The organism is Paenibacillus sp. FSL F4-0243 (assembly GCF_037963295.1).
Lineage (GTDB): Bacteria > Bacillota > Bacilli > Paenibacillales > Paenibacillaceae > Paenibacillus_AQ.
Map to the genome: position 1 here is coordinate 5261225 of NZ_CP150151.1, position 22449 is coordinate 5283673.

The 22449-nt window shown below is 45.6% G+C and carries 17 protein-coding genes, 2 tRNA genes and 1 other annotated feature; of the genes, 2 read left to right on the forward strand and 17 right to left on the reverse strand.

What is annotated here, in order from left to right; genetic code table 11:
- Positions 1-79: 79 nt before the first annotated feature.
- Entirely contained in the window at positions 80-541 is a 462-nt protein-coding gene (locus tag NSS87_RS23470) for a site-specific integrase (protein WP_339248649.1), read from the forward strand.
- A 119-nt stretch (positions 542-660) separates the two neighbouring features.
- On the opposite strand, the gene NSS87_RS23475 is transcribed toward NSS87_RS23470, so the two are convergent.
- From NSS87_RS23475 to lspA, 14 genes are all read right to left on the reverse strand, one after another.
- Positions 661-734 (reverse strand) — tRNA-Ile (locus tag NSS87_RS23475).
- A 44-nt stretch (positions 735-778) separates the two neighbouring features.
- A tRNA-Met gene (locus NSS87_RS23480) sits at positions 779-855 on the reverse strand.
- 82 nt (positions 856-937) lie between these two features.
- Positions 938-1102 carry a hypothetical protein gene (locus tag NSS87_RS23485; RefSeq protein ID WP_019909365.1) on the reverse strand — a complete coding sequence of 55 codons (165 nt, stop codon included), beginning with the start codon at positions 1100-1102 and terminating at the stop codon, positions 938-940.
- A 112-nt stretch (positions 1103-1214) separates the two neighbouring features.
- Positions 1215-2702, reverse strand: a complete 1488-nt coding sequence (locus NSS87_RS23490) for an extracellular solute-binding protein (protein WP_339243102.1) — start codon at positions 2700-2702, stop codon at positions 1215-1217.
- 564 nt (positions 2703-3266) lie between these two features.
- Entirely contained in the window at positions 3267-3905 is a 639-nt protein-coding gene (gene pyrE, locus NSS87_RS23495; RefSeq protein ID WP_042190802.1) for an orotate phosphoribosyltransferase, read from the reverse strand.
- Complete coding sequence (pyrF, locus tag NSS87_RS23500) at positions 3902-4648, reverse strand: orotidine-5'-phosphate decarboxylase (RefSeq protein ID WP_042190804.1); 747 nt, start codon at positions 4646-4648, stop codon at positions 3902-3904. Before pyrF ends, pyrE begins: the two co-directional genes overlap by 4 nt.
- 110 nt (positions 4649-4758) lie before the next feature.
- Entirely contained in the window at positions 4759-7986 is a 3228-nt protein-coding gene (gene carB / locus NSS87_RS23505) for a carbamoyl-phosphate synthase large subunit (protein ID WP_339243103.1), read from the reverse strand.
- A gap of 1 nt (position 7987) precedes the next feature.
- Positions 7988-9166, reverse strand: coding sequence for a glutamine-hydrolyzing carbamoyl-phosphate synthase small subunit (gene carA, locus NSS87_RS23510; protein WP_042190808.1), 1179 nt, complete (start codon positions 9164-9166; stop codon positions 7988-7990).
- A gap of 118 nt (positions 9167-9284) precedes the next feature.
- On the reverse strand, positions 9285-10568 hold the full coding sequence (locus tag NSS87_RS23515; protein ID WP_042190810.1) for a dihydroorotase: 1284 nt from the start codon (positions 10566-10568) through the stop codon (positions 9285-9287).
- Between the two features lie 110 nt (positions 10569-10678).
- Positions 10679-11584, reverse strand: coding sequence for an aspartate carbamoyltransferase catalytic subunit (locus tag NSS87_RS23520; RefSeq protein ID WP_042190812.1), 906 nt, complete (start codon positions 11582-11584; stop codon positions 10679-10681).
- A 4-nt stretch (positions 11585-11588) separates the two neighbouring features.
- Positions 11589-12152 (reverse strand): bifunctional pyr operon transcriptional regulator/uracil phosphoribosyltransferase PyrR, encoded by a 564-nt coding sequence (gene pyrR / locus NSS87_RS23525; RefSeq protein ID WP_042190814.1) that lies wholly within the window; start codon positions 12150-12152, stop codon positions 11589-11591.
- A 627-nt stretch (positions 12153-12779) separates the two neighbouring features.
- The gene (locus NSS87_RS23530) at positions 12780-14033 is read right to left on the reverse strand and encodes an LL-diaminopimelate aminotransferase (RefSeq protein ID WP_339243106.1); all 1254 of its coding nucleotides are present in this window, start codon (positions 14031-14033) and stop codon (positions 12780-12782) included.
- A gap of 207 nt (positions 14034-14240) precedes the next feature.
- On the reverse strand, positions 14241-15212 hold the full coding sequence (locus NSS87_RS23535; RefSeq protein WP_042190820.1) for an RluA family pseudouridine synthase: 972 nt from the start codon (positions 15210-15212) through the stop codon (positions 14241-14243).
- A complete protein-coding gene (gene lspA / locus NSS87_RS23540) occupies positions 15205-15717 on the reverse strand; it encodes a signal peptidase II (protein ID WP_042190823.1) in 513 nt (170 codons plus the stop codon). Before lspA ends, NSS87_RS23535 begins: the two co-directional genes overlap by 8 nt.
- A 246-nt stretch (positions 15718-15963) precedes the next feature.
- Here lspA and NSS87_RS23545 point away from each other — a divergent pair, with 246 nt between their 5' ends.
- Entirely contained in the window at positions 15964-16689 is a 726-nt protein-coding gene (locus NSS87_RS23545; protein WP_042190825.1) for a TraR/DksA C4-type zinc finger protein, read from the forward strand.
- 430 nt (positions 16690-17119) lie between these two features.
- On the opposite strand, the gene NSS87_RS23550 is transcribed toward NSS87_RS23545, so the two are convergent.
- The 3 genes from NSS87_RS23550 to NSS87_RS23560 form a co-directional block, all read right to left on the reverse strand.
- A complete protein-coding gene (locus tag NSS87_RS23550; protein WP_042194357.1) occupies positions 17120-17416 on the reverse strand; it encodes a DUF5665 domain-containing protein in 297 nt (98 codons plus the stop codon).
- A 329-nt stretch (positions 17417-17745) separates the two neighbouring features.
- Entirely contained in the window at positions 17746-20838 is a 3093-nt protein-coding gene (ileS, locus tag NSS87_RS23555; protein WP_339243110.1) for an isoleucine--tRNA ligase, read from the reverse strand.
- A 371-nt stretch (positions 20839-21209) separates the two neighbouring features.
- Positions 21210-21484: a binding site (T-box leader), on the reverse strand.
- A 240-nt stretch (positions 21485-21724) separates the two neighbouring features.
- Positions 21725-22237, reverse strand: coding sequence for a DivIVA domain-containing protein (locus NSS87_RS23560; RefSeq protein WP_076299650.1), 513 nt, complete (start codon positions 22235-22237; stop codon positions 21725-21727).
- Between the last annotated feature and the right edge of the window lie 212 nt (positions 22238-22449).

Below are 22449 nucleotides of genomic sequence, written 5' to 3' on the forward strand. Positions count from 1 at the left end.
AAGTTAACTGCGGGAAACGGAAAGTTTACTTTAAGTTAAACTTTACTGCCTGTTAGCTTGATGAGGCGCCCGCCAGTCTATTGTGTTTTCATTGGCAATTTATACTGGAATGAGACGTGGTGAGATCCTTGGACTTCGCTGGGGTGATATCGACTTCGAAAAGAAAGAACTCAAGGTGATTCAGACGGCCAACTGGACACGTGATGGTTTAGTCATTCAACGCCCGAAGACGAATGATTCCATACGACGGGTAAAACTTTTTCAGAATATTATTGATGACCTTAAGGAACGCTACAAGCAAATCGAGGATTATAAAAAAGAATATGGAGACTCATATGAGGATAATGACTTAGTATGTTGCTACCCTGGCGGGTGTTATATAAATCCAAAGGTAGCTGCTGAACCACTGGGTATGACTCCAGCGATGTTCAACGAACGATACTCACACCTACTCCCAATCATGCAGGAAGAGGTCGTTGACAAAATTGAAGCAGAACTGAATAAATACGCTGAAAAACAGCTCGAAACTGCAGAAAAATAATTCCCGTTAGCAAATCCGTTAGCAAGCTCAAAATTCTGGTCTTTATCCATTCTATTTTCTTAATATTACAAAGCCTATAGACAGCAAAAAAACCTTACAAAGTAAGGGTTTTTGATAAGTGGGCCCTGAGGGACTCGAACCCCCGACCAATCGGTTATGAGCCGACCGCTCTAACCAACTGAGCTAAGGGCCCGGATCTAAAAATATCCGAATGTAGAATTGCTGTTGTAAATAAATTGGTTGCGGGGGCAGGATTTGAACCTGCGGCCTTCGGGTTATGAGCCCGACGAGCTACCGGGCTGCTCCACCCCGCGTCAGAAAAAATATTCAAACAGCGACAATAAATAATATACAGTACAAATCGGGTCTACGTCAAGGAAGAATTTATAAAAGTTCTCAAGGCAGAAATCTAACCCCGTACCTTCCCTTACGGGATCGATAAATTTCTACAAAACGCGGGTCATGATAACCGTAAATCCAGCCATCTTGCTCCAATCTTTTAGCCAAACAACCTGCTTGAAATCTGGTCCTGAACAGTTTCGCGAAGTATATCCAATTCATGATGCCCTCTTCTCCTTTTCGCAAATTTATGATACACCGCTCTGAACTTATCATGCCCAAGTTCCACAAAATAAGCCACCAGAAAACTGGTGGCTTAGGGCATATTCCAGAGTCATTCACCGATCGAGTCAAAATAGACCGTGGGATCTTTTTTAAGTGTATCCAGCATGGTATTCCCTTGCTTCTCCCAAGCTTTGAGTGCATTCTCGACGGTTTTCTTCCCCTGATAAACATCAATGAATAATTGACGTCCAACATCACTAATCCGGCTAATCCCAGGCTTCTGCATCTGTAAACTGATCAATAAAGGATCCGTTGCAGGTAAAGGCTTAAGCGTATAAAAAGCTTCCAAATTTACAGAAGGGGTCTGAGCGGTAATATAATCCTTACGGGAAGTCAGTTCACTCTTGTTATGGGCTTTGATTTTCGCAACCTCATTACTGTTGACGAACTTAATCAAATCCCAGGCATCTTCCTTATTAGTAGCCGTAGAACTAATAGCCATCATATTACCAAGCCATGTTCCAATGGCAACATCCGGTTTTTCCTGAAAGGTAGGTACAGTAACCACACCCCATTTGATGGGACTGTAATTTTTGATCTTAGCAGCATTACGGGCCACTCCCGCCAGTTCATTGAGATAACCATATTCTCCAACGACCATTGCTGCTTTTCCTGTGAGGAACAGATCGCCTTGGATTGGACTGTAGGCATTCCCTTCTGTTCCTGCAAAATCCAACCCATTTAGCTCAGGTACAATTTGTTTCTTAACCAACTGGCTGTAAGTAGTCCAAGCCTGATTCCACTGTGTGGTATTTACAGTCATGTGCTGACCCTTATTATCGTACATCGTAAGTTCTAGCGGTGCGACATAGCTCTGCATATCCCAGAATGGATCACTTAAGTAACGGTTCATCGAGAACCCGTATATCCGAGTTTCTTTATTAGATGACTTCTTCGTCACCTTATCTGCCAGTGTAAACAGTTCATTCCAAGTCATCTTGTCCGTTGGATAGCTCACACCAGCAGCATCAAAGATTCCCTTGTTATAAAAAAGCGCACTAGACGAGAAGATCGGCGCCAACGCAAAAAGACTTCCTCTACCCAGCTCACGAACTCCATTCAGCATTGTAGGCGCCATATTGCTTAAATCATACTGATCACGCGCTATAAGCGGCTCCAGCGATTGGACAAGATTATGATCCACCAAACTCTTCACTAATGCGCTATCACCGACGATCACATCAACAGGCTTATCCCCGCCCATAATCGCTCGGATATTTTCCAAATTGTCAGAGCTTGCGTCTGAGGAGGTGTTATTGTACCGAAGGTCATTCGTATCTATAGCCGGAATAATCTCCAATTTGATTTCTGGATGCTGCAATTCATACATATCTGTAAACTGCTGACGAAAAAACGAATCGTCCTCCCCAGACCATAGACTCCCAATACGCAATACACGTTGCTCCACTGAAGCCTTAGAAGGCTCAGCCCAAGCCGTATTCCACCCATCAGAGATTAGTGGTAGTATCAGCGCAGCGCATACCCCAAAGCTTAACCAGCGGCGCCAGAGCCGTTTATTGTTGTTTATATGATTCATTATTATATCCTCCCATAAAATACTTGATTCTTCTACATCTTATGGATAAATAATCCATAATCCTAGTAACAGTATAAAGCTTTAATCAAGAAGGGAAGTTACAGGACGTTTAAAGTTATACTACGATTTCTTCATATTATTCTCATAAAAATCTTACTAGGAGCTTTTGCAGATACACGATCTCCACTTTCCCACTCACACTTGCTCACTTGCTACATTCCCGCTGACCGACACAATCCTACCCTCTACGACTGGATAATTGCACTTTCTGCAACTATTAGAGCCGAGTTTATTTTGGTTCTCCTTTTAATTGCACTCTGTACAATTAAAAACCGTTACTAGAAGGTTTCGACAGATACTAGGCTGATAATAATTGCGCAAAGTGCAACTATAGTGCCAATTCCACTAAGGAGAGTTAGTTTAAGTGTACAAAATACAACTATTCGTGTCTTGGATGACAGTTGAGAATGTTGTGTCCCTCTTTTTATTCGCACTCCTCACAATAATAAAAGCCCCTCACTGAAAAGTGAGAGGCTCGCCTAAACTATACTCATTTATTTAAGCTTAAACACCAAATGATGAAGGATCTTTTCTCCAAGACTTCAGTACTTCTACGTCCGTCGATTCAATTTTACCTTGTGCAAGAGCCACATCAATCAATGTGCTGTAGTTGGACAAGCTTTGTAATGGCATTTCAGCTGCAGCAAAAGCATCCACTGCACGGTCCAGCTCATAGCTGAAGATTGCGAGTACAGCCAGCACTTCTGCACCAGCTTCTTGCACGGCCTGAGCAGCTTTGATGGAGCTTCCACCTGTGGAGATCAGATCTTCAATAACAACAACCTTTTGTCCCGGCTTAATCAGACCTTCAATCTGATTCTGCTTGCCGTGGCCTTTAGCTTTATCACGGATATAAGCCATAGGCAGATTGAGCTTATCTGCTACCCAAGCTGCGTGTGGAATACCCGCGGTTGCTGTACCTGCGATCACTTCAGCGTCCGGATACTCGCTCTTAATAAGCTGAGCGAAGGCATCTGCAATATAGTTACGAACTTCTGGGTAAGCCATAGTCAGACGATTGTCGCAATAGATCGGCGATTTGATACCAGAGGTCCATGTAAAAGGCTCCTGTGGACGCAGCGCTACTGCTCCAATCTCCAGCAAATAACTTGCTACTTGTTCACTTCTATTTAATGAGCTCATGCTAGGGTCATCTCCTCAATAATGTTTAGTGCTGCGTGACGTGGATCTGGTGAAGCTGTAATCGGCCGTCCTACAACAAGGTAGTGACTACCCTGACGAATGGCTTTTCCAGGCGTCATAACCCGGGACTGATCGTCCAAGGAAGCACCTGCTGGCCGGATACCTGGTGTAACCGTGCAAAATGCTGGGCCGCAAGCTTCTGCGATAGCTGCGGACTCTTGTGGCGATGCTACTACACCATCTAGACCCGCATCGGCTGCCAGCTTGGCGTATCTTACTACAGTATCCGCTACCTCACCAGCGATCCCAATTTCGTTATTCATCACTTCTTGACTCGTACTGGTTAACTGGGTAACTGCAATAATCAAAGGCATCTTAAGGGCAGCATTAGCACTAACTGCTGAAGCCGCTCCTTCGCGTGCTGCAGCCATCATGGCTGAGCCTCCTGCCGCGTGTACGTTAAACATATCAGCGCCAAGATTCGTAAGACTTTGAGCGCCACCTTTTACCGTGTTAGGGATATCATGCATTTTCACGTCAACGAACACAGAATAGCCACGAGATTTCAGCTCTTGAATAAATTCTGGTCCTGCCGCATAGAACAGCTGCATGCCTACCTTCATATAGCAAGGAATTCCTTCCAGCTTATCGATCAAGGCTCTTGCTCCAGTCACATCAGGATAATCCAAAGCGATCATCAGACGATTCGCCATTGCTTTCCACTCTACTTCTCCTACTCCCATAACCATGCTCCTATCCAGTGCAGACTACATCCACACCCTTTATTTATTAGACCCTAGGCATAGCGGAACGGTCTGCGTAAACGCAAACCGCCCTATGCATCTTTATGAGATTAGTTCAATTGTCCGACAAAAGCAGGCATGGACTGTGACGAGAAGTTAATCGTCTGCAGCATTCTGAGAAGTGCCGTCACTGTATCCAGTGAAGTCATACATACGACGCCATTCTCAACCGCTTCACGGCGGATTCGGAATCCGTCACGTTCTGGCGTTTTACCTTTAGTCAGTGTATTAAAGACGAAGTTAGCTTGCCCACCACGAATCAAGTCGAGAATGTTTGGCGCACCTTCATCCAGCTTATTTACATTCATTACGTTGAGGCCTGCTTCTTCAAGCGCTTGTGCCGTGCCTCCAGTAGCAATGATTTTGTAACCCATGGAGTGGAAGCCTTTCATAAGTTCTACAGCTTCTGCTTTATCTTTATCTGCCACCGTAACGATGATAGCGCCTGTCGCTGGAATTTTCATCCCTGCTCCGATCAGACCTTTGTATAAAGCTTTTGCGTACAATTTATCACGGCCCATAACCTCACCGGTTGATTTCATTTCAGGTCCGAGTGTAGGTTCTACTCTGCGTAGTTTGGCAAAAGAGAACACTGGCACTTTAACCGATACATAATCGCTTTCCGGCCACAAACCTTCTGTATAACCGTCATCCTTCAGCTTGCTGCCGAGAATGATTTTGGTTGCCAAATGCGCCATTGGAATTCCTGTCACCTTACTCAGGAAAGGAACCGTACGCGAGGAGCGTGGATTTACTTCGATTACGTATACTTCGTTCTGATAGATAACAAACTGGATGTTGACCAGTCCAATCGTCTTCAGTTCCTTAGCGATTTTAATTGTGATCTCAGCGATTTTCTCTTTTAGACCTTCATCCAGATATTGCGGAGGATATACGGCGATAGAGTCACCGGAGTGAACCCCTGCGCGTTCGACATGTTCCATGATGCCCGGAATTACTACTGTCTCACCATCACAAATCGCGTCTACCTCAACCTCTTTACCTAGCATGTAACGGTCAATCAATACCGGATGCTCCGGATTCACTTTCACCGCTTCTACCATGTAGCTAAGCAGTTCAGTATCGTTATATACGATTTCCATTGCACGTCCGCCTAGTACGTAGGAAGGACGTACCAGCACCGGATACCCAAGGGATTGTGCAGTTTCTACAGCTTGATCCACGTCGGTAACCGTCTTACCTTTCGGTTGAGCGATATCAAGGCGTGCCAGCAAAGCTTCGAATTTCTTACGGTTCTCAGCTTCATCAATGCTATCAAGGCTAGTTCCAAGAATCTTCACACCAGCAGCACTTAGAGGTGCCGCAAGGTTAATCGCTGTTTGACCTCCGAATTGAACAATAACTCCAATCGGATTCTCTTGCGCAATTACGTTCATGACATCTTCGAAGAATAATGGTTCAAAGTACAACCGGTCCGAAGTATTAAAGTCTGTAGATACAGTCTCAGGGTTATTATTGATGATAACCGCTTCATATCCAGCCTTTTGAATGGCCCATACCGCATGAACTGTGGAGTAATCGAACTCAATCCCTTGACCGATCCGGATTGGACCAGATCCCAGCACGATAACCTTTTGCTTATCAGAATGAATGACCTCGTTCTCAGTCTCATAAGTCGAGTAGTAATAAGGTGTAGAAGCTTCGAACTCAGCCGCACAAGTATCTACCATTTTGAACACAGGTGTTAAACCTTGCTCCAAACGTAGCGCGCGCACATCAGCTTCTTTGGTGAATTTCCCGTTCGCCTGTCCTTCTGCACGAATCTCAGCAATCGCACGGTCTGTAAAGCCTTTACGTTTCGCTTGGTATAGAGTTTCCGCAGACAAAGTTTCTTCGCCGCGAATAACCTCTTCAAAGTTAATCAAACCTTCAATTTTGGAGAGGAACCACCAGTCCACGTTCGTAATATCCTGGATTTCTTGCAAACCGTAACCACGGCGGAAAGCTTCAGCAATCAGGAACAGACGCTCATCGTCAGGCTTCGCAAGACGTTCACGCAGCACGCTCTCTTCCAGTGTCTCTGCACCTGGCAGACGGAACCGGTGAACACCAATTTCCAAGGAACGGATCGCTTTATGAATCGACTCTTCAAAAGTACGGCCGATCGCCATTACTTCGCCTGTCGCTTTCATTTGCGTACCCAGCTTACGGTTCGCATGAATGAACTTGTCGAACGGCCAGCGTGGAATTTTACTTACAATATAGTCAAGTGTTGGCTCGAAGCATGCATAAGTCTGTCCGGTTACCGGATTGACGATTTCATCCAACGTGTAACCCATCGCGATTTTGGCAGCCATTTTGGCAATTGGATATCCTGTTGCTTTGGACGCCAAAGCCGAGGAACGGCTGACACGCGGGTTTACTTCGATTACATAATATTGATAACTTTGTGGATCAAGTGCGAATTGTACGTTACATCCACCCTCAATATTCAGGGCGCGGATGATTTTGAGCGAAGCTGTGCGCAGCATTTGGTATTCGCGATCCGATAACGTCTGGCTAGGTGCCACAACGATACTGTCACCTGTATGTACACCTACAGGATCAAAGTTCTCCATGTTGCAGACAACGATACAGTTGTCATTAGCATCACGCATAACCTCGTATTCAACTTCCTTCATGCCGGCAATACTCTTCTCAACCAGACATTGTCCGATCGGGCTGTAACGAATTCCTGCTTTGACAGTTTCACGCAGCTCTTCTTCGTTATCGCAGATCCCGCCGCCTGTGCCGCCAAGCGTATAAGCTGGACGTACAATCAGAGGGAATCCAATTTCCTCAGCGAATTTCATTGCTTCATCTACAGTAGTGATAATGGTGCTGTCCGGTACAGGTTGATCCAATTCACGCATTAGATCACGGAACAAATCGCGATCTTCTGCTTTCTCAATGGAATCAAGCTGTGTACCGAGAAGCTTAACATTCTCTTGCTCAAGCACACCTGCACGAGCCAATTCTACAGCCATATTTAGGCCAGTTTGACCGCCCAGCGTTGGAAGCAATCCATCTGGACGCTCTTGGCGAATAATTGCAGTTACGAATTCAAGCGTAATAGGCTCGATGTATACTTTATCTGCAATATTTGTATCTGTCATAATCGTTGCTGGATTGCTGTTAATCAGTACGACTTCCACGCCTTCTTCTTTAAGAGCTTGGCAAGCCTGAGTTCCTGCGTAGTCAAACTCCGCTGCTTGGCCGATGACGATCGGTCCGGAACCGATCACTAGTATTTTTTTAAGTTTATCGTTCTTTGGCATGTTATAGAGCTCCTTTCACGGCTTCAAGCTGTAAGTTAGTTTTTGGCGCCGTGATTCTGGCGTTTGCCGCAAGTTGTGCCTGACGTGAAACAACAGGTGTCTTTGCTTTATGATCGGCAATCAATTGAAGGAAGCGATCGAACAAGTAGCTGCTGTCATGTGGTCCTGGCGCCGCTTCTGGATGATATTGCACCGAAAATGCTGGGTAACGAGTATGTTTAATACCTTCAACAGTCTTATCATTATTATTAATATGAGTAACTTCTAGTTCAGTGTTCTTCACAGATTCCTCATTCACGGTATAACCATGGTTCTGGGAAGTGATGAAGCAGCGTCCGCTTTCCAGTTCCTTCACAGGGTGATTCCCACCGCGGTGACCGAATTTCAGCTTCTCTGTATCCGCTCCACAAGCAAGTGCAAACAACTGATGACCAAGGCAGATGCCGAAGATCGGATATTCACCAAGCAATTCGGAAATCGTCTTGACAGCGTGAGGCACATCTTTAGGGTCCCCAGGGCCGTTGGACAGTAGGATACCATCTGGGTTCAGACGGCGAACTTCTTCCGCTTTTACATCATGTGGCACTACAACAACATCACAACCACGTTCGTTAAGCTCACGTAGGATACCAGCCTTCGCACCGTAATCCACAAGCACAATTCTTTCTTTGTTGCCTGGGCTGCTGTACGAACTTGCAGTTGATGTACGAGCTACCTGATTGCGCAATTCCTCAATCGTAGTATTTCCCATCATTTCCATCAGTTCCTCTACACGTTTGTTAGAGGTGGTCAAGATCGCTTTCATTGTTCCGTAGTGGCGAATAATCCGAGTCAACATCCGAGTATCAATCTCGCTGATCCCTGGAATATCGTATTCTTTCAACAAGTCGTCCACACTATATTCAGCACGCCAGTTACTAGGTACCTCTTCATGACGGCGCACTACAAAGCCGTGTACAAAAGGTCGAACAGATTCAAAGTCATCCCGAGTAATCCCGTAGTTCCCGATCAATGGGTAAGTCATTGTCACGATTTGTCCGCAATATGACGGGTCAGACAGCACCTCTTGATATCCTGTAATTCCTGTATTAAAAACAACCTCGCCTGTCTTCTCGCCCTCAGCGCCAAATGCGGTACCTGTAAATAAAGTTCCGTCTTGCAGCAGCAATCTCGCCTGCATTCCATTCCACTCCTTCTTGTTTCTGTAGTCTAATGCTTATGCCTTACAAGCCTTCCGGAGTGAACGTGTACACAATCGCTGCATCCGTAAAGATCAGCAACTCCGCCCCACCAGTCCGCTAGTTTTTCTCAGTCCATACGGCTTTGCCGTCTACCCATGTCATTACTGGCCAGCCCTTAAGCTTCCAGCCACCGAAAGGAGTATTCCGTCCTTTACTTGCGAAAGATCCTGGGTCTACTTCTTTCTCCTGCTCCAAATCAATCAGTGTCAAATCTGCAGGAGCTCCGATATCCATCACACCGGTGTTCAGTCTGAATACCCGTGCAGGATCAGCAGTCATTCTTTGTACTAGTAAGGATAAATCCCATTTCCCTGTTGCTACAAACGCTGTGTATAGTAGTGGGAAAGCTGTTTCGAATCCAACGATACCAAAAGGTGCAAGTTGCATGCCTTTAGCCTTCTCTTCCTCACTATGCGGCGCATGATCCGTAACAATCATATCTAGTGTGCCGTCAAGCAAACCTTCGATACATGCTTCAACATCGCGGCGGGAGCGAAGCGGCGGGTTCATTTTCCAATTGGCATCAAGGCCTGGAATATCTTCTTCAGAGAGCAGCAAGTGATGCGGACACACTTCAGCAGTTACTTTAATGCCGATTTCTTTCGCTTGGCGAATCAGTCGCACCGATTGTTCAGTACTTACATGGCACACATGGTAATGAACGCCTGTCGCTTCAGCCAGCAAAATATCGCGTCCAACATGGATGGCTTCTGACTCATTTGGAATTCCTTTCAGGCCATGCTTTCTTGCGAACTCACCTTCGGCTACACAGCAGCCTTCAACCAGTGAATTATCCTCGCAGTGAGCAATGACTGGCATATCCAGTGCTGCGGCGATGTTCATAGCATCTTTCATCATTTGAGCACTTTGCACGCCCACGCCGTCATCGGTATAACCAATAGCTCCAGCTTCTTTAAGCGCTGCAAAATCAGTCAGCTCACGTCCGAGCTCATTTTTCGTAATGGCTGCATAAGGAAGGACTTTAACGAGTCCTGCTTCACGCGCTTTGTCTTTGACAAATTGTACGATTTCCGGGGTATCTGTTACTGGACGGGTATTAGGCATACAAGCGATGGTTGTAAATCCGCCTTTGGCAGCCGAACGACTTCCGGTTTCCACTGTTTCCTTGTGTTCAAATCCCGGTTCGCGTAAGTGCACATGCATATCAATGAGTCCTGGAATGAGCAGCTTACCTTCAGCATCAATGATCTCTCCAGCTTCTGGAGCAGCTTCATTTCCATCGATTAAGGCCGAGATAACACCTTCTTCAAGTACAATATGTTTCCGCTCTAACAAGCCTTCCTTAGTCAATACGCTGGCGTTTCTAATAATCACTGTCATGATTCTACCTTTACCCACAGATCCCGACTGCGGGCCCTCTCGTTATTATATAATAAAAATTCATGTTTGTGTATATTTATTAGTCCTTATTCATCATCATTCTTTAAACTTTATAATAAAGCTCTTTCGAGAACTGCCATCCGAACCGGAACCCCATTAGACATTTGCGGGAAAATCCTTGATTGACTGCTCTCTACAACTGCATCATCAATCTCGACATTCCGGTTAACCGGAGCTGGGTGCATAATGATTGTATCTTTTGCGAGCTTAGCTGCGCGTTCTTCCGTTAAACCATAATGTCTGCGGTAATCTTCCGCGGAAAGTACGATGCCAGAAGAATGACGTTCCAGCTGTACACGAAGCATCATTACAACATCTGCTTTAAGAGCTTCCTCTATGGTTACATAAGGTGCGTATTCCATAAGCTCAGGAGCCTTCATATTCTCCGGTGCACAGAATTGCACTTTAGCCCCTAGCTTTGTAAGTCCCCAGAGATTGGAGCGTGCTACCCGGCTATGCATGATGTCCCCGATAATAGAAACCGTGAGACCCTTTAAATCTCCAAACGTTTTGGTCATGGTGTAAAGATCAAGCAGCGCTTGTGTTGGATGTTCATTGTTGCCGTCACCCGCATTAATAAGCGGTATGGACACCTTCTCAGCTAACTGCTGCAGCACACCTGCAGGCTTCAAACGCACAACTCCGGCATCGATCCCCATCGATTCCAGTGTGCGTACTGTATCGTAGATCGACTCCCCTTTTTCTACACTAGAAGCTGCAGCCGTAAAATTCAGTACTTGTGCACCCAGTCGTTTCTCTGCCATTTCAAAGGAGAAGCGTGTGCGTGTGCTGTTCTCAAAGAACATGTTAGAAATAAAATGCGAGTTCAAAATGGGAGTTAACTTCTCGCTCTGATTGTCCCAGTATGCTGTTCTGTCCAGCAGCCCAGTGATTTCCGACCGGTCAAGCTCTTTTATTCCCAGCAGACTACGTTCCTTTACCTTAGTAAGTGTCATGATGTTATCGTTCCTCCCGGTTTGAAATAATGTAGACCTCGTCTTTGCCGTCGTATTCCTTCAGCGCCACTTCAATCTGCTCATGCTTTGAGGTAGGTACATTCTTACCGATGTAGTCTGGTCGGATCGGCAGCTCGCGGTGTCCACGGTCAGCCAGTACTGCCAGTTGAATCATTCGTGGGCGTCCGCAATCCATCAAAGCGTCCATCGCCGCGCGGATGGTGCGTCCGGTGTAAAGCACATCGTCGAACAAAATGACCTTCTTATCATGGATGCCATCATTGCCGGAAGTAATAATGACGTCACTCTTCACTACTGCTTCACTGCCTCCTACTTCACGGTCATCCCGATAATGCGTGATGTCGAGTTCGCCGTAAGGAATCTCGACGCCTTCAATTTCCTTGATCCGCTCAGCGATGCGCTGTGCTAGGTACACGCCTCGTGTTCGGATACCGACCAGCAGACAATTTTCAATCCCTTTGTTCTTCTCCAAAATCTCATGAGCAATACGCGATAATGCCCGGCGGATCGCCGTTTCGTCCATAATTACATTTTTCTCAGTAACCATAATCTTGTCACCCTCCACTTGTTTCGCCTGTTCAAGTTCCTGGAAATCAAAAAACTCCTTGCCTATTAACAGGCAAGGAGTGAAATCCGCAGATGAAGAAGATGATGGCCGCGCGCATAAAAAGACAGTCCGGTGTATACACACGGATACCTTTCTAAGAGTCGCGAACCTCGATTCACGTTACCTTGCCAGCCTCACAGGACTGAATTAAAGGCGCTATTCATTTAATGAGAATTATGACAGAACAAACCCTGCATGTCAACATTATCTGCCTAAACTACAACACTTTCCAAGCCTGCTTCTATTAACAACAAAAGGAAGGCGGTATTATAGGAAAAACCGGAAAACCTCCCTATAATTAGGCCACAATAATCATTATGATCAGGTTATTCGGAATTCCTCCCTATAAATTAAAGGATTTCCTTGAATACAACCAAATATGCTGAAATAGAGGGAGAAATTCCCTATATTCTAGCGGATTGAAGCTAAAACACAAAATTAGAGGGAAGAATTCCCTATCTTACAGTAGCTCTATTCTACAGTAGTCTAATCCACAGTAGACTTGCCACTACATAAAGAAAAGCCACCCAAGGTTTCCCTTAGGCGGCTTCAATGTCTAACTAATGTTTAAAATTCAAACTCCACATCGCTTAAGCGTCTTTGGATTTCAGAGATGACACGTCTTTCTTCCTCTTCCCCTTTAGCAATAAAGGTAACAGAGAAACGTACAAACGGACCTGCATCATCCCAAGGCACGGTGGAGATTAGCTTCTCACGGATCAGGAATTGCGAGAAATCCTCACCGGATTCGAAACGGCGACCACCTTTGACACCCTTAGGTGCTGCAACATAAAGGAAGAAGGAGCCCTTTGGTTTCTCAGCATGGAAGCCCAGGCTGTTCAGTGCATCTACCAACAGGTTGTGACGACGAGAATACTTGGCAGCAATCGCTTCAGTAATCTCTGGATGAGCAAGACCGTAAGCCGCAGCTTTTTGAATCGCGATAAATTGACCGGAATCATTATTATCCTTCACATCACTGAAGGCTTTAACTACTAGCGGATTACCGGCCACAAAACCGATTCTCCAGCCTGTCATATTGTAGGACTTGGACAGGGAATGTAGTTCCACGCCAACATCCTTCGCACCCGGAACTGACAAGAAGCTAAGCGGCTTCAAACCGTCATAGGTCAAGGCAGCATATGGTGCATCGTGGATAACGACTACATCATATTTTTTAGCCCATGCAACTACCTCAGCAAAAAACTCAGGAGTCGCACTAGCGCCCGTCGGATTGTTTGGATAGTTCAAGTAAAGAAGCTTAGCTTTATGAGCAACTTCTTCTGGAATTTCGTTCAGATCTGGAAGAAAGTTATTCTCCTTCTTCAGCTCTACTGTAAACACTTGTCCACCCAAGTATTTAGTGTGTGTACCCAACACTGGATAACCCGGCACCGTCATGATCGTAATATCTCCTGGGTTAATGAAGCAAGAAGGCAACATCGCCAGTGCAGGCTTAGAACCGATCGAGTGAACTACCTCCGTAACGGGATCAATGCCTTCAACACGGAATACTTCCCGCAAATAATCAGCAGCAGCTGTCTTAAACTCAGCAATTCCATTGTCCGCATAACCACGGTTCTCTTCCTTAGCTGCTTCTTCAGCAAGCTTAGCCACGATACCTGCATCAGCCATCTCATCTGGCTCGCCTACACCCATATCGATCAATTCAATATCAGGAAAATCCTGTTTTGCGGATGCTTTAGCACGTTTGATTTTCTCGAATTTATAAATCGAAGTGTCCTTGCCGTAGTTCGCACCACCGATACGGTCTGCAAAATTAGTCTGAATGAAGCTGTCTTGGTATTGTTCAATACTCATACTTTCAACTCATCTCCTGGCTATCTATTCTAATTTTAGAAGAAACGGCTTCGCCGTCCCTTGGATGGCTTATGTTTCTAGAGATCCGTTTCTGTGATAAAAAATAAGGATAAAGAATAAGGCATAACCTTCTCTTTATCCTTATGTTATTAAATATGATGGAAAGCAGAGTTCAATACCATAGACTAATTATCACTTCATTTGTACTTATCTGCTGCGCAATGTGAACAGAACATCTTCCATGTCTTCCGGAATAGGTCTGCTGAATTCTTTATATTCACCTGTCGTAGGATGAATAAATCCAAGCACCGCCGCATGTAACGCCTGTCCATTCATAGCTGTTCCTTTACTGCGTCCATAAATCGGATCCCCCACAAGCGGATGACCAATGAATTTCATATGCACTCTGATCTGATGCGTGCGGCCAGTCTCCAGCTGCAGCTCCAGTAGTGTACAGTCACCGAAACGTTCCATCACTGTAAAATGGGTCACAGATTTCTTGCTGTTCTTTTCCGTCACAGTGTATAGCTTGCGATCATGTGGATCTCTACCGATCGGAGCGTCAACCGTTCCTTTGTCATGCGACAAATTGCCGTGTACAACTGCTATATAGCGGCGTGTTACACTGTGCTCTTTAAGCTGTGCTGCGAGCGACGCGTGACTGGCATCATTTTTAGCCACCATAATAAGACCAGAGGTATCCTTATCAATACGATGTACAATACCTGGACGAATCTCACCATTAATACCGGACAGATCCTTGCAGTGATACATCAGTGCATTTACCAAGGTGCCTGACGGGTGCCCGGCAGCCGGATGTACAACCATACCACGCGGCTTATTTATAACAATGACATCGCTGTCTTCGTATACAACTTCAAGTGGAATATTCTCCGGGATCAAGTCTGTAACTTCCGCTTCTGGTACGACAATGGAAACTTTATCGCCTTCTGAGAGCTTATAGTTAGCTTTAACCGGTGCCCCATTAACCGTAACATGGCCACCACTGATCCACAGCTGCACCTGAGAACGAGAAATATCCTCTTCCCAAGATTCCGTTATATATTTATCGATTCGCTCCCGCGCGTTCTCTGCTGAAACGGTCCACTCCGTGACGTCCCTCTCTTCTTCGCTCGTAGATGCCGCTTGGTGATTGACGTCTTTACTCAAATCATTCATTCCCTTCTTTTACTTCCTTTGCTTCTTTTACTTCTTTGATTTCCGTGATTTCTTCACCATTCTTAAGATCGCGGAAGGAGTCCAAAAGAATCAACCCAACCCCAATGACAATACATGAATCCGCAACGTTAAAAATCGGGAAGCTATAGCTTCCAAAATTAAACAGAAGGAAATCGACAACCTCACCACTGATCATCCGGTCTAGGAAGTTACCTATCGCTCCACCCAGAACAAGTCCAAGGGCAACCGATAGCATCTTCCGCGAATGTCTAGTTTTGTTCAAGTACCAAACGATACCTGCAACCACTACAACCGTAACTAAAAAGAAGAACCATTGCTGACCTTGTAGAATCCCAAAAGCAGCCCCGCGATTACGATGTGAGGTAATTAGGAAGAAATTCCCGATCACCGGAATCTGTTCCCCAAGCTCCAAACGTGTGGCAATGAGATACTTCGTTCCCTGATCCACCAAAAATACAATAAGAGCAATCAAATAGTACACCACAGAAGTTGTCACTCCGTTCTTATTTTTCCCGCCAAATGCGGTACGAATACTGTTATAAGACTTGTATATTGTAGCACAGCCCTTAGAAGATCGTCTATTGCGTGACACCTCTCGGGCGCTTAATCTTGGGGACTATTTTCCATCGCTAAAATAACGCCTCTCAGGTCAACCTAACAAAGAACCATCCGGTGAAAATCGGTTTGTCGGAAGGATTCTTAAAAAAGTACAGAAAGGAGCTTACTCATCATGACGCACCTGACAGTACAGCAGCTCTCAGAGCTACGCGCCCGATTAGAAAAAGACCGTGATACTATTCAGCACAGGCTTCAGAATAATGAAAATTACGGCTTACAGGAATCCATGCGGGATGGCACCGGAGAACTTTCCGAGAATGACAACCATCCAGGCGATGCAGCCACCGATTTGTATAATCGCTCCATGGATATTTCACTGCTAGAGCGGGACGAGCATGAGCTGGATGATATTGAAGCTGCTCTCAACGCTATGGATGAAGGGACCTATGGGATATGTAAGGCTAGCGGTAAACCGATCCCTTTTGAGCGTCTATCCGCTATTCCCTCCACGCTTTATTGTAAAGAGCACGCCCCACGTCAAAATGCACCTTTTACTCGGCCCATTGAAGAAGAATTTTTGTCTCCTCCATTTGGGCGTACGAGTCTCGATGAACGAGAGGATCAAAACGGCTTTGACGGTGAGGATGCCTGGCAGATTGTAGAAAGCTATGGAAACTCCGATTCCCCCGCCATGGCGGAGGGCAGCAACATTGACTCCTATAATGATATGGAGATTGAAGCCGATGAGCTTGAAGGCTGCGTAGAGCCTTGGGAGAACTTTATCGCCACCGATATTACAGGCAACAATGTAGTTGTAGTACCGGGACGTAGCTACGAGCGTTATAAGGATAGTGGCGAGGGAAGTTACATGCTTGATCCACTCGAAGGCGAGGAATAAAAGCATTGTCCCCCACAAGAAAAAATGAACAGCGTGCGGTTCCAGTTTCATTGTGGAATGGCCCGCTGTTTTTTTTATATTTTCTGCGCTATGTCATTTTGTTAAGAAAATGTTCAGATTCAGCTGGTAAACTGATCTAACGGATTCTGAAATCGACATACAAGGAGTGTAACGTTAGTGAATCACGACTATCTTAAAAATGTGCAGCAACTCAGTCATGAAGATGACCGACGATATTTATTATTAATGAGAGGCTTACGCATCATACACGAGGAAAAAAAGCAGCGCAGCCCTCTCCAAAGATTAAAAAAGGAAAGGTACGGACTGGGGAGAAACATAGAAGCCCAAGGCTGGATAAATCCACCAAAGAAGATTGACCGAACCCTAATCCCTTCAACAAACCAAATAAAGACGGCTTCGCCTTAACAAGCTATTTGAATTCCAGCTGACGTTGAACAATTCGTACAATATCCGCAATATAATCTCCGATGATCGGTAGATTCAATGCTCCAAGTACCTGAAGAACATAGATGATCGTTGCCGCAAAAAAAGTAAAGCCTAGCGCAATCCCTACTCCACGAGCCGCTCCATATAAAATATTTTTCCAAATTAGAGTCCAAGGTGAATATAACAGCTCCGTATACTGATAAATTCGTGATTTCTCTAAGATATGGGCCCATTCAAAGGTTAATCGATACATTGTATTCATTTTTTCTTCCAGTGGAATGTCTTCTGGATTGCGATGATCTGCTGTTAAACGCTCAGGGTTTTCCTCAGGAATAACCTTTTTCTCCGCTCCCTTATCTGGGCTGTTCTTGTTGCCGGATGTCTTGACGGAGATTCTGTTCTTCTGATCCTCCACAGCCACAGCTCCTCTCATACGTCTATATTCGCCACAAAGTAAACGAGCCCGGTCAAAGAGAATACATCTCCTTGAGCACGAGGCTCGTTATTTTCGCGGGCGAAATATAAAGACTATATTTCCCGCATAAACAGAAGTTCTCTGTTTACACTTGTGCCGCTAGTATATGCTGTTTTGGGACAGGTAATGCAGATTTACACTTCAATATGGATACCGATGGATTTACCACCGACATCTACCGTTTCAAAAGCATGTTCTCCGCCAAAATCAACCGTAGTCACAAGTACATTGTCTCGCAATACATTCTCAAAGGCTGTAACTGCTGCTTTAAGCTCATCGTCTACACTCAGCGTGAGTGCGATCCGTTTCTCGATCGGCAGATCCAAACGTTTACGGTAATCTTGAACCGCACGAATGATCTCACGAACCCAGCCTTCTTGTTCAAGCTCAGGTGTGATTTCGGTATTGAGCGCAACCGTAATTCCATATCCGGAAGCTGCGGCGAAACCTGCTTTAGCTTCTTTTTCAACGAGTAGCTCTTCAGAAGTGATCACCAGTTCTTCTCCCTCTGGCGTCGCAATCGCGATTGAGCCATCTTGCACCGCTTTGCGGGTAGAGTCACTGTCCAGAGCTTTCAAAAAGCCTTGCAGGAAGCCGACGTTTTTACCGTATTTTTTACCGGCAACTTTAAGATTCAGCTTGAGTGTGAAGTCAACAAATCCACTATCGCTAGTCTCTAGCACGATATTCTTGATGTTGATCTCGTCTTTGATGATCTCTTCATACTCAGCCAAATGGAAGTCACGGTTCATCGAAACGATCAGCTCAGACAGCGGTTGACGATTCTTAATGCCTGTTTCGTTACGCACGTTACGCGCCAGCTCAACGATTTGTCTCGCACTTTCCATATCCTCTTCCAGCTCTTTATCGATCAAGCTCTCATCAGCAACCGGATAATCTGCTAAATGCACACTCTCTCCGCCGCCAAGGTTCGTGAAGATATCTTCAGACAACATCGGTGTAAATGGAGCCATCAAAGACGCTGTCTTCAAAAGCACATGGGTCAGTGTACGGTAAGCATCCAGCTTATCTTCACCTAGACCACTACCCCAGAAACGGTCACGGGAACGACGGATATACCAGTTGCTCAGCTCATCTATAAAGTTCTCAATGCCTTTGGATGTATTCACGAAGTCATTTACTGCAAGTCCTTTGTCTACCAAAAGAATCAAGCTGTTCAGACGGGACAAAATCCAGCGGTCCAGCTTATGTTCCGATACTTTAAAAGGATGATCAGCAGGATCATAACCATCGATGCCAGCATAAAGAGTCAAGAACGCATGCGTATTCACCAGTGTATCTACAACTTTCGATTTGGTTTCCCCTACAAGACCACGAGAGAAACGTTTGTTATTCCACGGTGCACTATCGGATAGAATCGCCCAACGGAAAGCATCCGTGCCGTAATCGTTCATGATATCCCAAGGATCAATAACATTGCCTTTTGATTTGGACATTTTCTGACCATTCTCATCAAGGATATGGCCGTGAGCAATAACAGCTTTATATGGAGCTTTACCTTTAAACAAGGTAGATACAGCTAGTAAGCTGTAGAACCATCCACGTGTCTGGTCGATCCCTTCACAGATCATATCCGCTGGATATTGATCATTCAGCTTATCCTCGTTCTCAAATGGATAATGACTTTGCGCAAATGGCATCGAACCACTATCGAACCAAACATCGATAACTTCTGGTGTGCGAACCATCTCTGCGCCTTCGCTGAAAGGGCTGCGTAGCTTGATCTTATCTACAAAAGGCTTATGCAGCTCGATATCCTCAGGTACATCGCCAATCGCCATCGCTCTCAGTTCTTCAATGCTGTGTGGAGCGAACTCTTTGCCCGTTTCTTGACATACCCAAACATTAAGCGGTGTGCCCCAGTAACGATTACGGCTGATATTCCAGTCCACCAGTTCATCCAGGAACTTCCCGAAACGGCCTTCACGTACATGATCAGGATACCAATCTACACTGTTGTTGTTAGCAATCAGCTGATCTTTGATCGCTGTAGTGTTGATGAACCAGCTGTCTGTTGCGTAGTACAAGAGTGGTGTATCACAACGCCAGCAGAATGGATAGCTGTGCTCGTATTTTTCTTTACCGTAAAGCAGTCCTTTTTCAGACAAAGCTTTAACGATATCCAAATCGCAATCTTTCACGAAGCGTCCAGCAAAATCAGATACTACATCCGTATACTTACCGGAATTATCAACCACGTTCACGAAGCTGATGCCGTTCTCGCGGCAAGTCTTATAGTCATCTTCACCATGCGCTGGTGCCATGTGTACGATCCCTGTACCACTGGAATCTGTAACGAAGGAAGCACCAACGATGACATTGCTTTTCTCTGCCTTGATGTATCCGAATGGAGGAGCGTAGGTTTTGCCGATAAACTCGGAACCTTTATGTGTAGAAAGGACTGTGTGCTCGCCTTTCATTACTTCCTCTACCAAATTTTTGGCCACAATGTAGATACCGTCTTCTTGTTGTACACGTACATAATCCATGTCAGGGTTCATGGCTAACGCCATATGTGCTGGCAGCGTCCAAGGTGTAGTCGTCCAAGCTAGTACGTAGTCTCCACTGTCATCCAGTTTGAACTTTGCAGTCGCACTGAGATCCTTGACAGTCTTGTAGCCTTGGGCTACTTCATGGGAGCTTAGGGTAGTCTGACAGCTTGGGCAGTAAGGACTAACGCGGTGTCCGCGGTAGAGCAACCCTTTGTCATGCACAGTAGCCAAGATGTTCCACACGCTCTCGATGTATGTGTTATTCAAAGTTACGTAAGGATTATCTAGATCCGTCCAGTATCCGATACCCTCTGTAAACTCGCGCCATTGCTTCTCATAACCGAAGACGCTGTCTTTACATTCCTGAATGAATTTTTCTACGCCATATTCCTCGATCTCTTGTTTGCCGGAGATGCCAAGCTTCTTTTGTACGCCTAGTTCTACTGGCAAACCGTGTGTATCCCAGCCCGCTTTACGTACCACGCGGTAACCTTTCATCGTTTGGTAACGACCGATGAAATCCTTGATTACACGGCCCAGCACGTGCCCGATATGCGGTGCACCGTTCGCTGTTGGAGGACCTTCGTAAAATACATAGTTCGGACGTCCTTCACGATTCTCCATGGATTTACGGAACGTATTTTCGTCGCTCCATTTCTTCAGTATGCGGACATCTCTTGCCCGCGCTTTTTCTTTGACATCTACTTTTTGCATGTGATGGTCAATCCTTTCATGGTTTAGTCTGTAAAGCTCTTTTCGATCCTTGGGCAGTCTGGTTCAGCTCTTGCCTTCGGTACCCGAGCCGCGATCCCGTAGGGCAGCACTGGCTCTGGGTGCCACATGGAGCGGCGAGTGAAACGCCGGTCTGCGCTAGCAGTGAGGCCCCGCAGGCGAACCCGCCAGGGGAGCCTAAGAAGGGCCGCTCCTTCAGCCACATGAGTCTGTTCGCTTCCACCACCGTACCCGTTTGCACGAGGCTTTACATTGCGGGTGTCCAGAGGGCGGCAGCCCTTGGGGTCCCCCTTAGAAAGGGGGATTTAGGGGATGGCCTCCCCGGAACAACAAAATAAGCGTCATCCCACCCCCAAAGGGGCGAGACGACGCTCGCGATACCACCCTAATTCTGCGCATGAGCACATCCTTAAGGGGAGTGTATTCAGCACAATCTCAGTCCTGCGCGTAAATCTCATGCACAGGTCCGGTGTAACGTCCGGCGGACGGCTAAGCTTACGCACGATCAACGCTTCAGCTTAACTTCTAGGGGAAGATCTTCCGGCAGGGTTCGAACAATCGGCTCTCAGCAATCGCCGACTCTCTGGAGAACGTTACCTTGTCGTACTTGTCCCGTCATCGAATACATATAAACATTATACAGATATGTTCTATTTATAGACTTTTTAAGTCTAAATGTCAACAACCGCTAGCGAAATCCACATTAGGAGTATACCTGTGCAGGCGGAATACTTTATTATGATCGATTTTAGCGGAAAATAAAAATAGAGGGAATAACTCCCTCTATTTAGCCGATTATAGCGTGAAATTATAAATTAGAGGGAATTCCCCCCTATAAATTCAAGCAGCATTCATTCATCATAATGCATTAGATACGATGTAGAACATCATCCTTAAAAGTTACGCTCTCGCTTGCCTCACGACTCTCCAAGGCATTCCAGTCATCCTGTGACAACAGCTCGAGCTGTGCTTCCACCAATGTGCGGAAACGAGTGCGATAGATCGAAGCTTGCTTACGCAATTCTTCAGTCTCAATAGCAACCTTACGGGATTTGGATAACGCTTCGTTAATAATCCGATCCGCGTTCTTTTCCGCTTCCTTGATAATGAGCTGCGATTCCTTCTTGGAGTTGTTCTTCACATCATCGGCCGCTTCCTGAGCGACTAAGATCGTTTTCGATAAACTCTCTTCAATATTCACAAAATGATCTAAACGCTCTTGAATGGACAAAAGCTGATTCTGCAGCTCTTTGTTCTCACGGATGACACTTTCGTAATCCTTAATTACTTGATCCAGAAATTCGTTGACCTCGTCCTCATCATAACCGCGAAGTCTCCGAGAGAACTCCTTGTTATGTATATCGAGCGGTGTTAATGGCATGCTGTGCACCTCCTAGAAATTTCGGACCTTCTAAGTCTCTGAACCATACCTGCGCAGCAGACAAAGAAGAAAGACTGTACTTCAAGTAAAGGCAGAGGATGTATCGACGTTCCAACTGCCATTCATGGTTCGCCTCTTTTATAAAATATCGGCGTCCTGCTTTAAAAATGTTTGATTCCCTCGAAATAATCAATTTCGACAAGTAAAGCCGG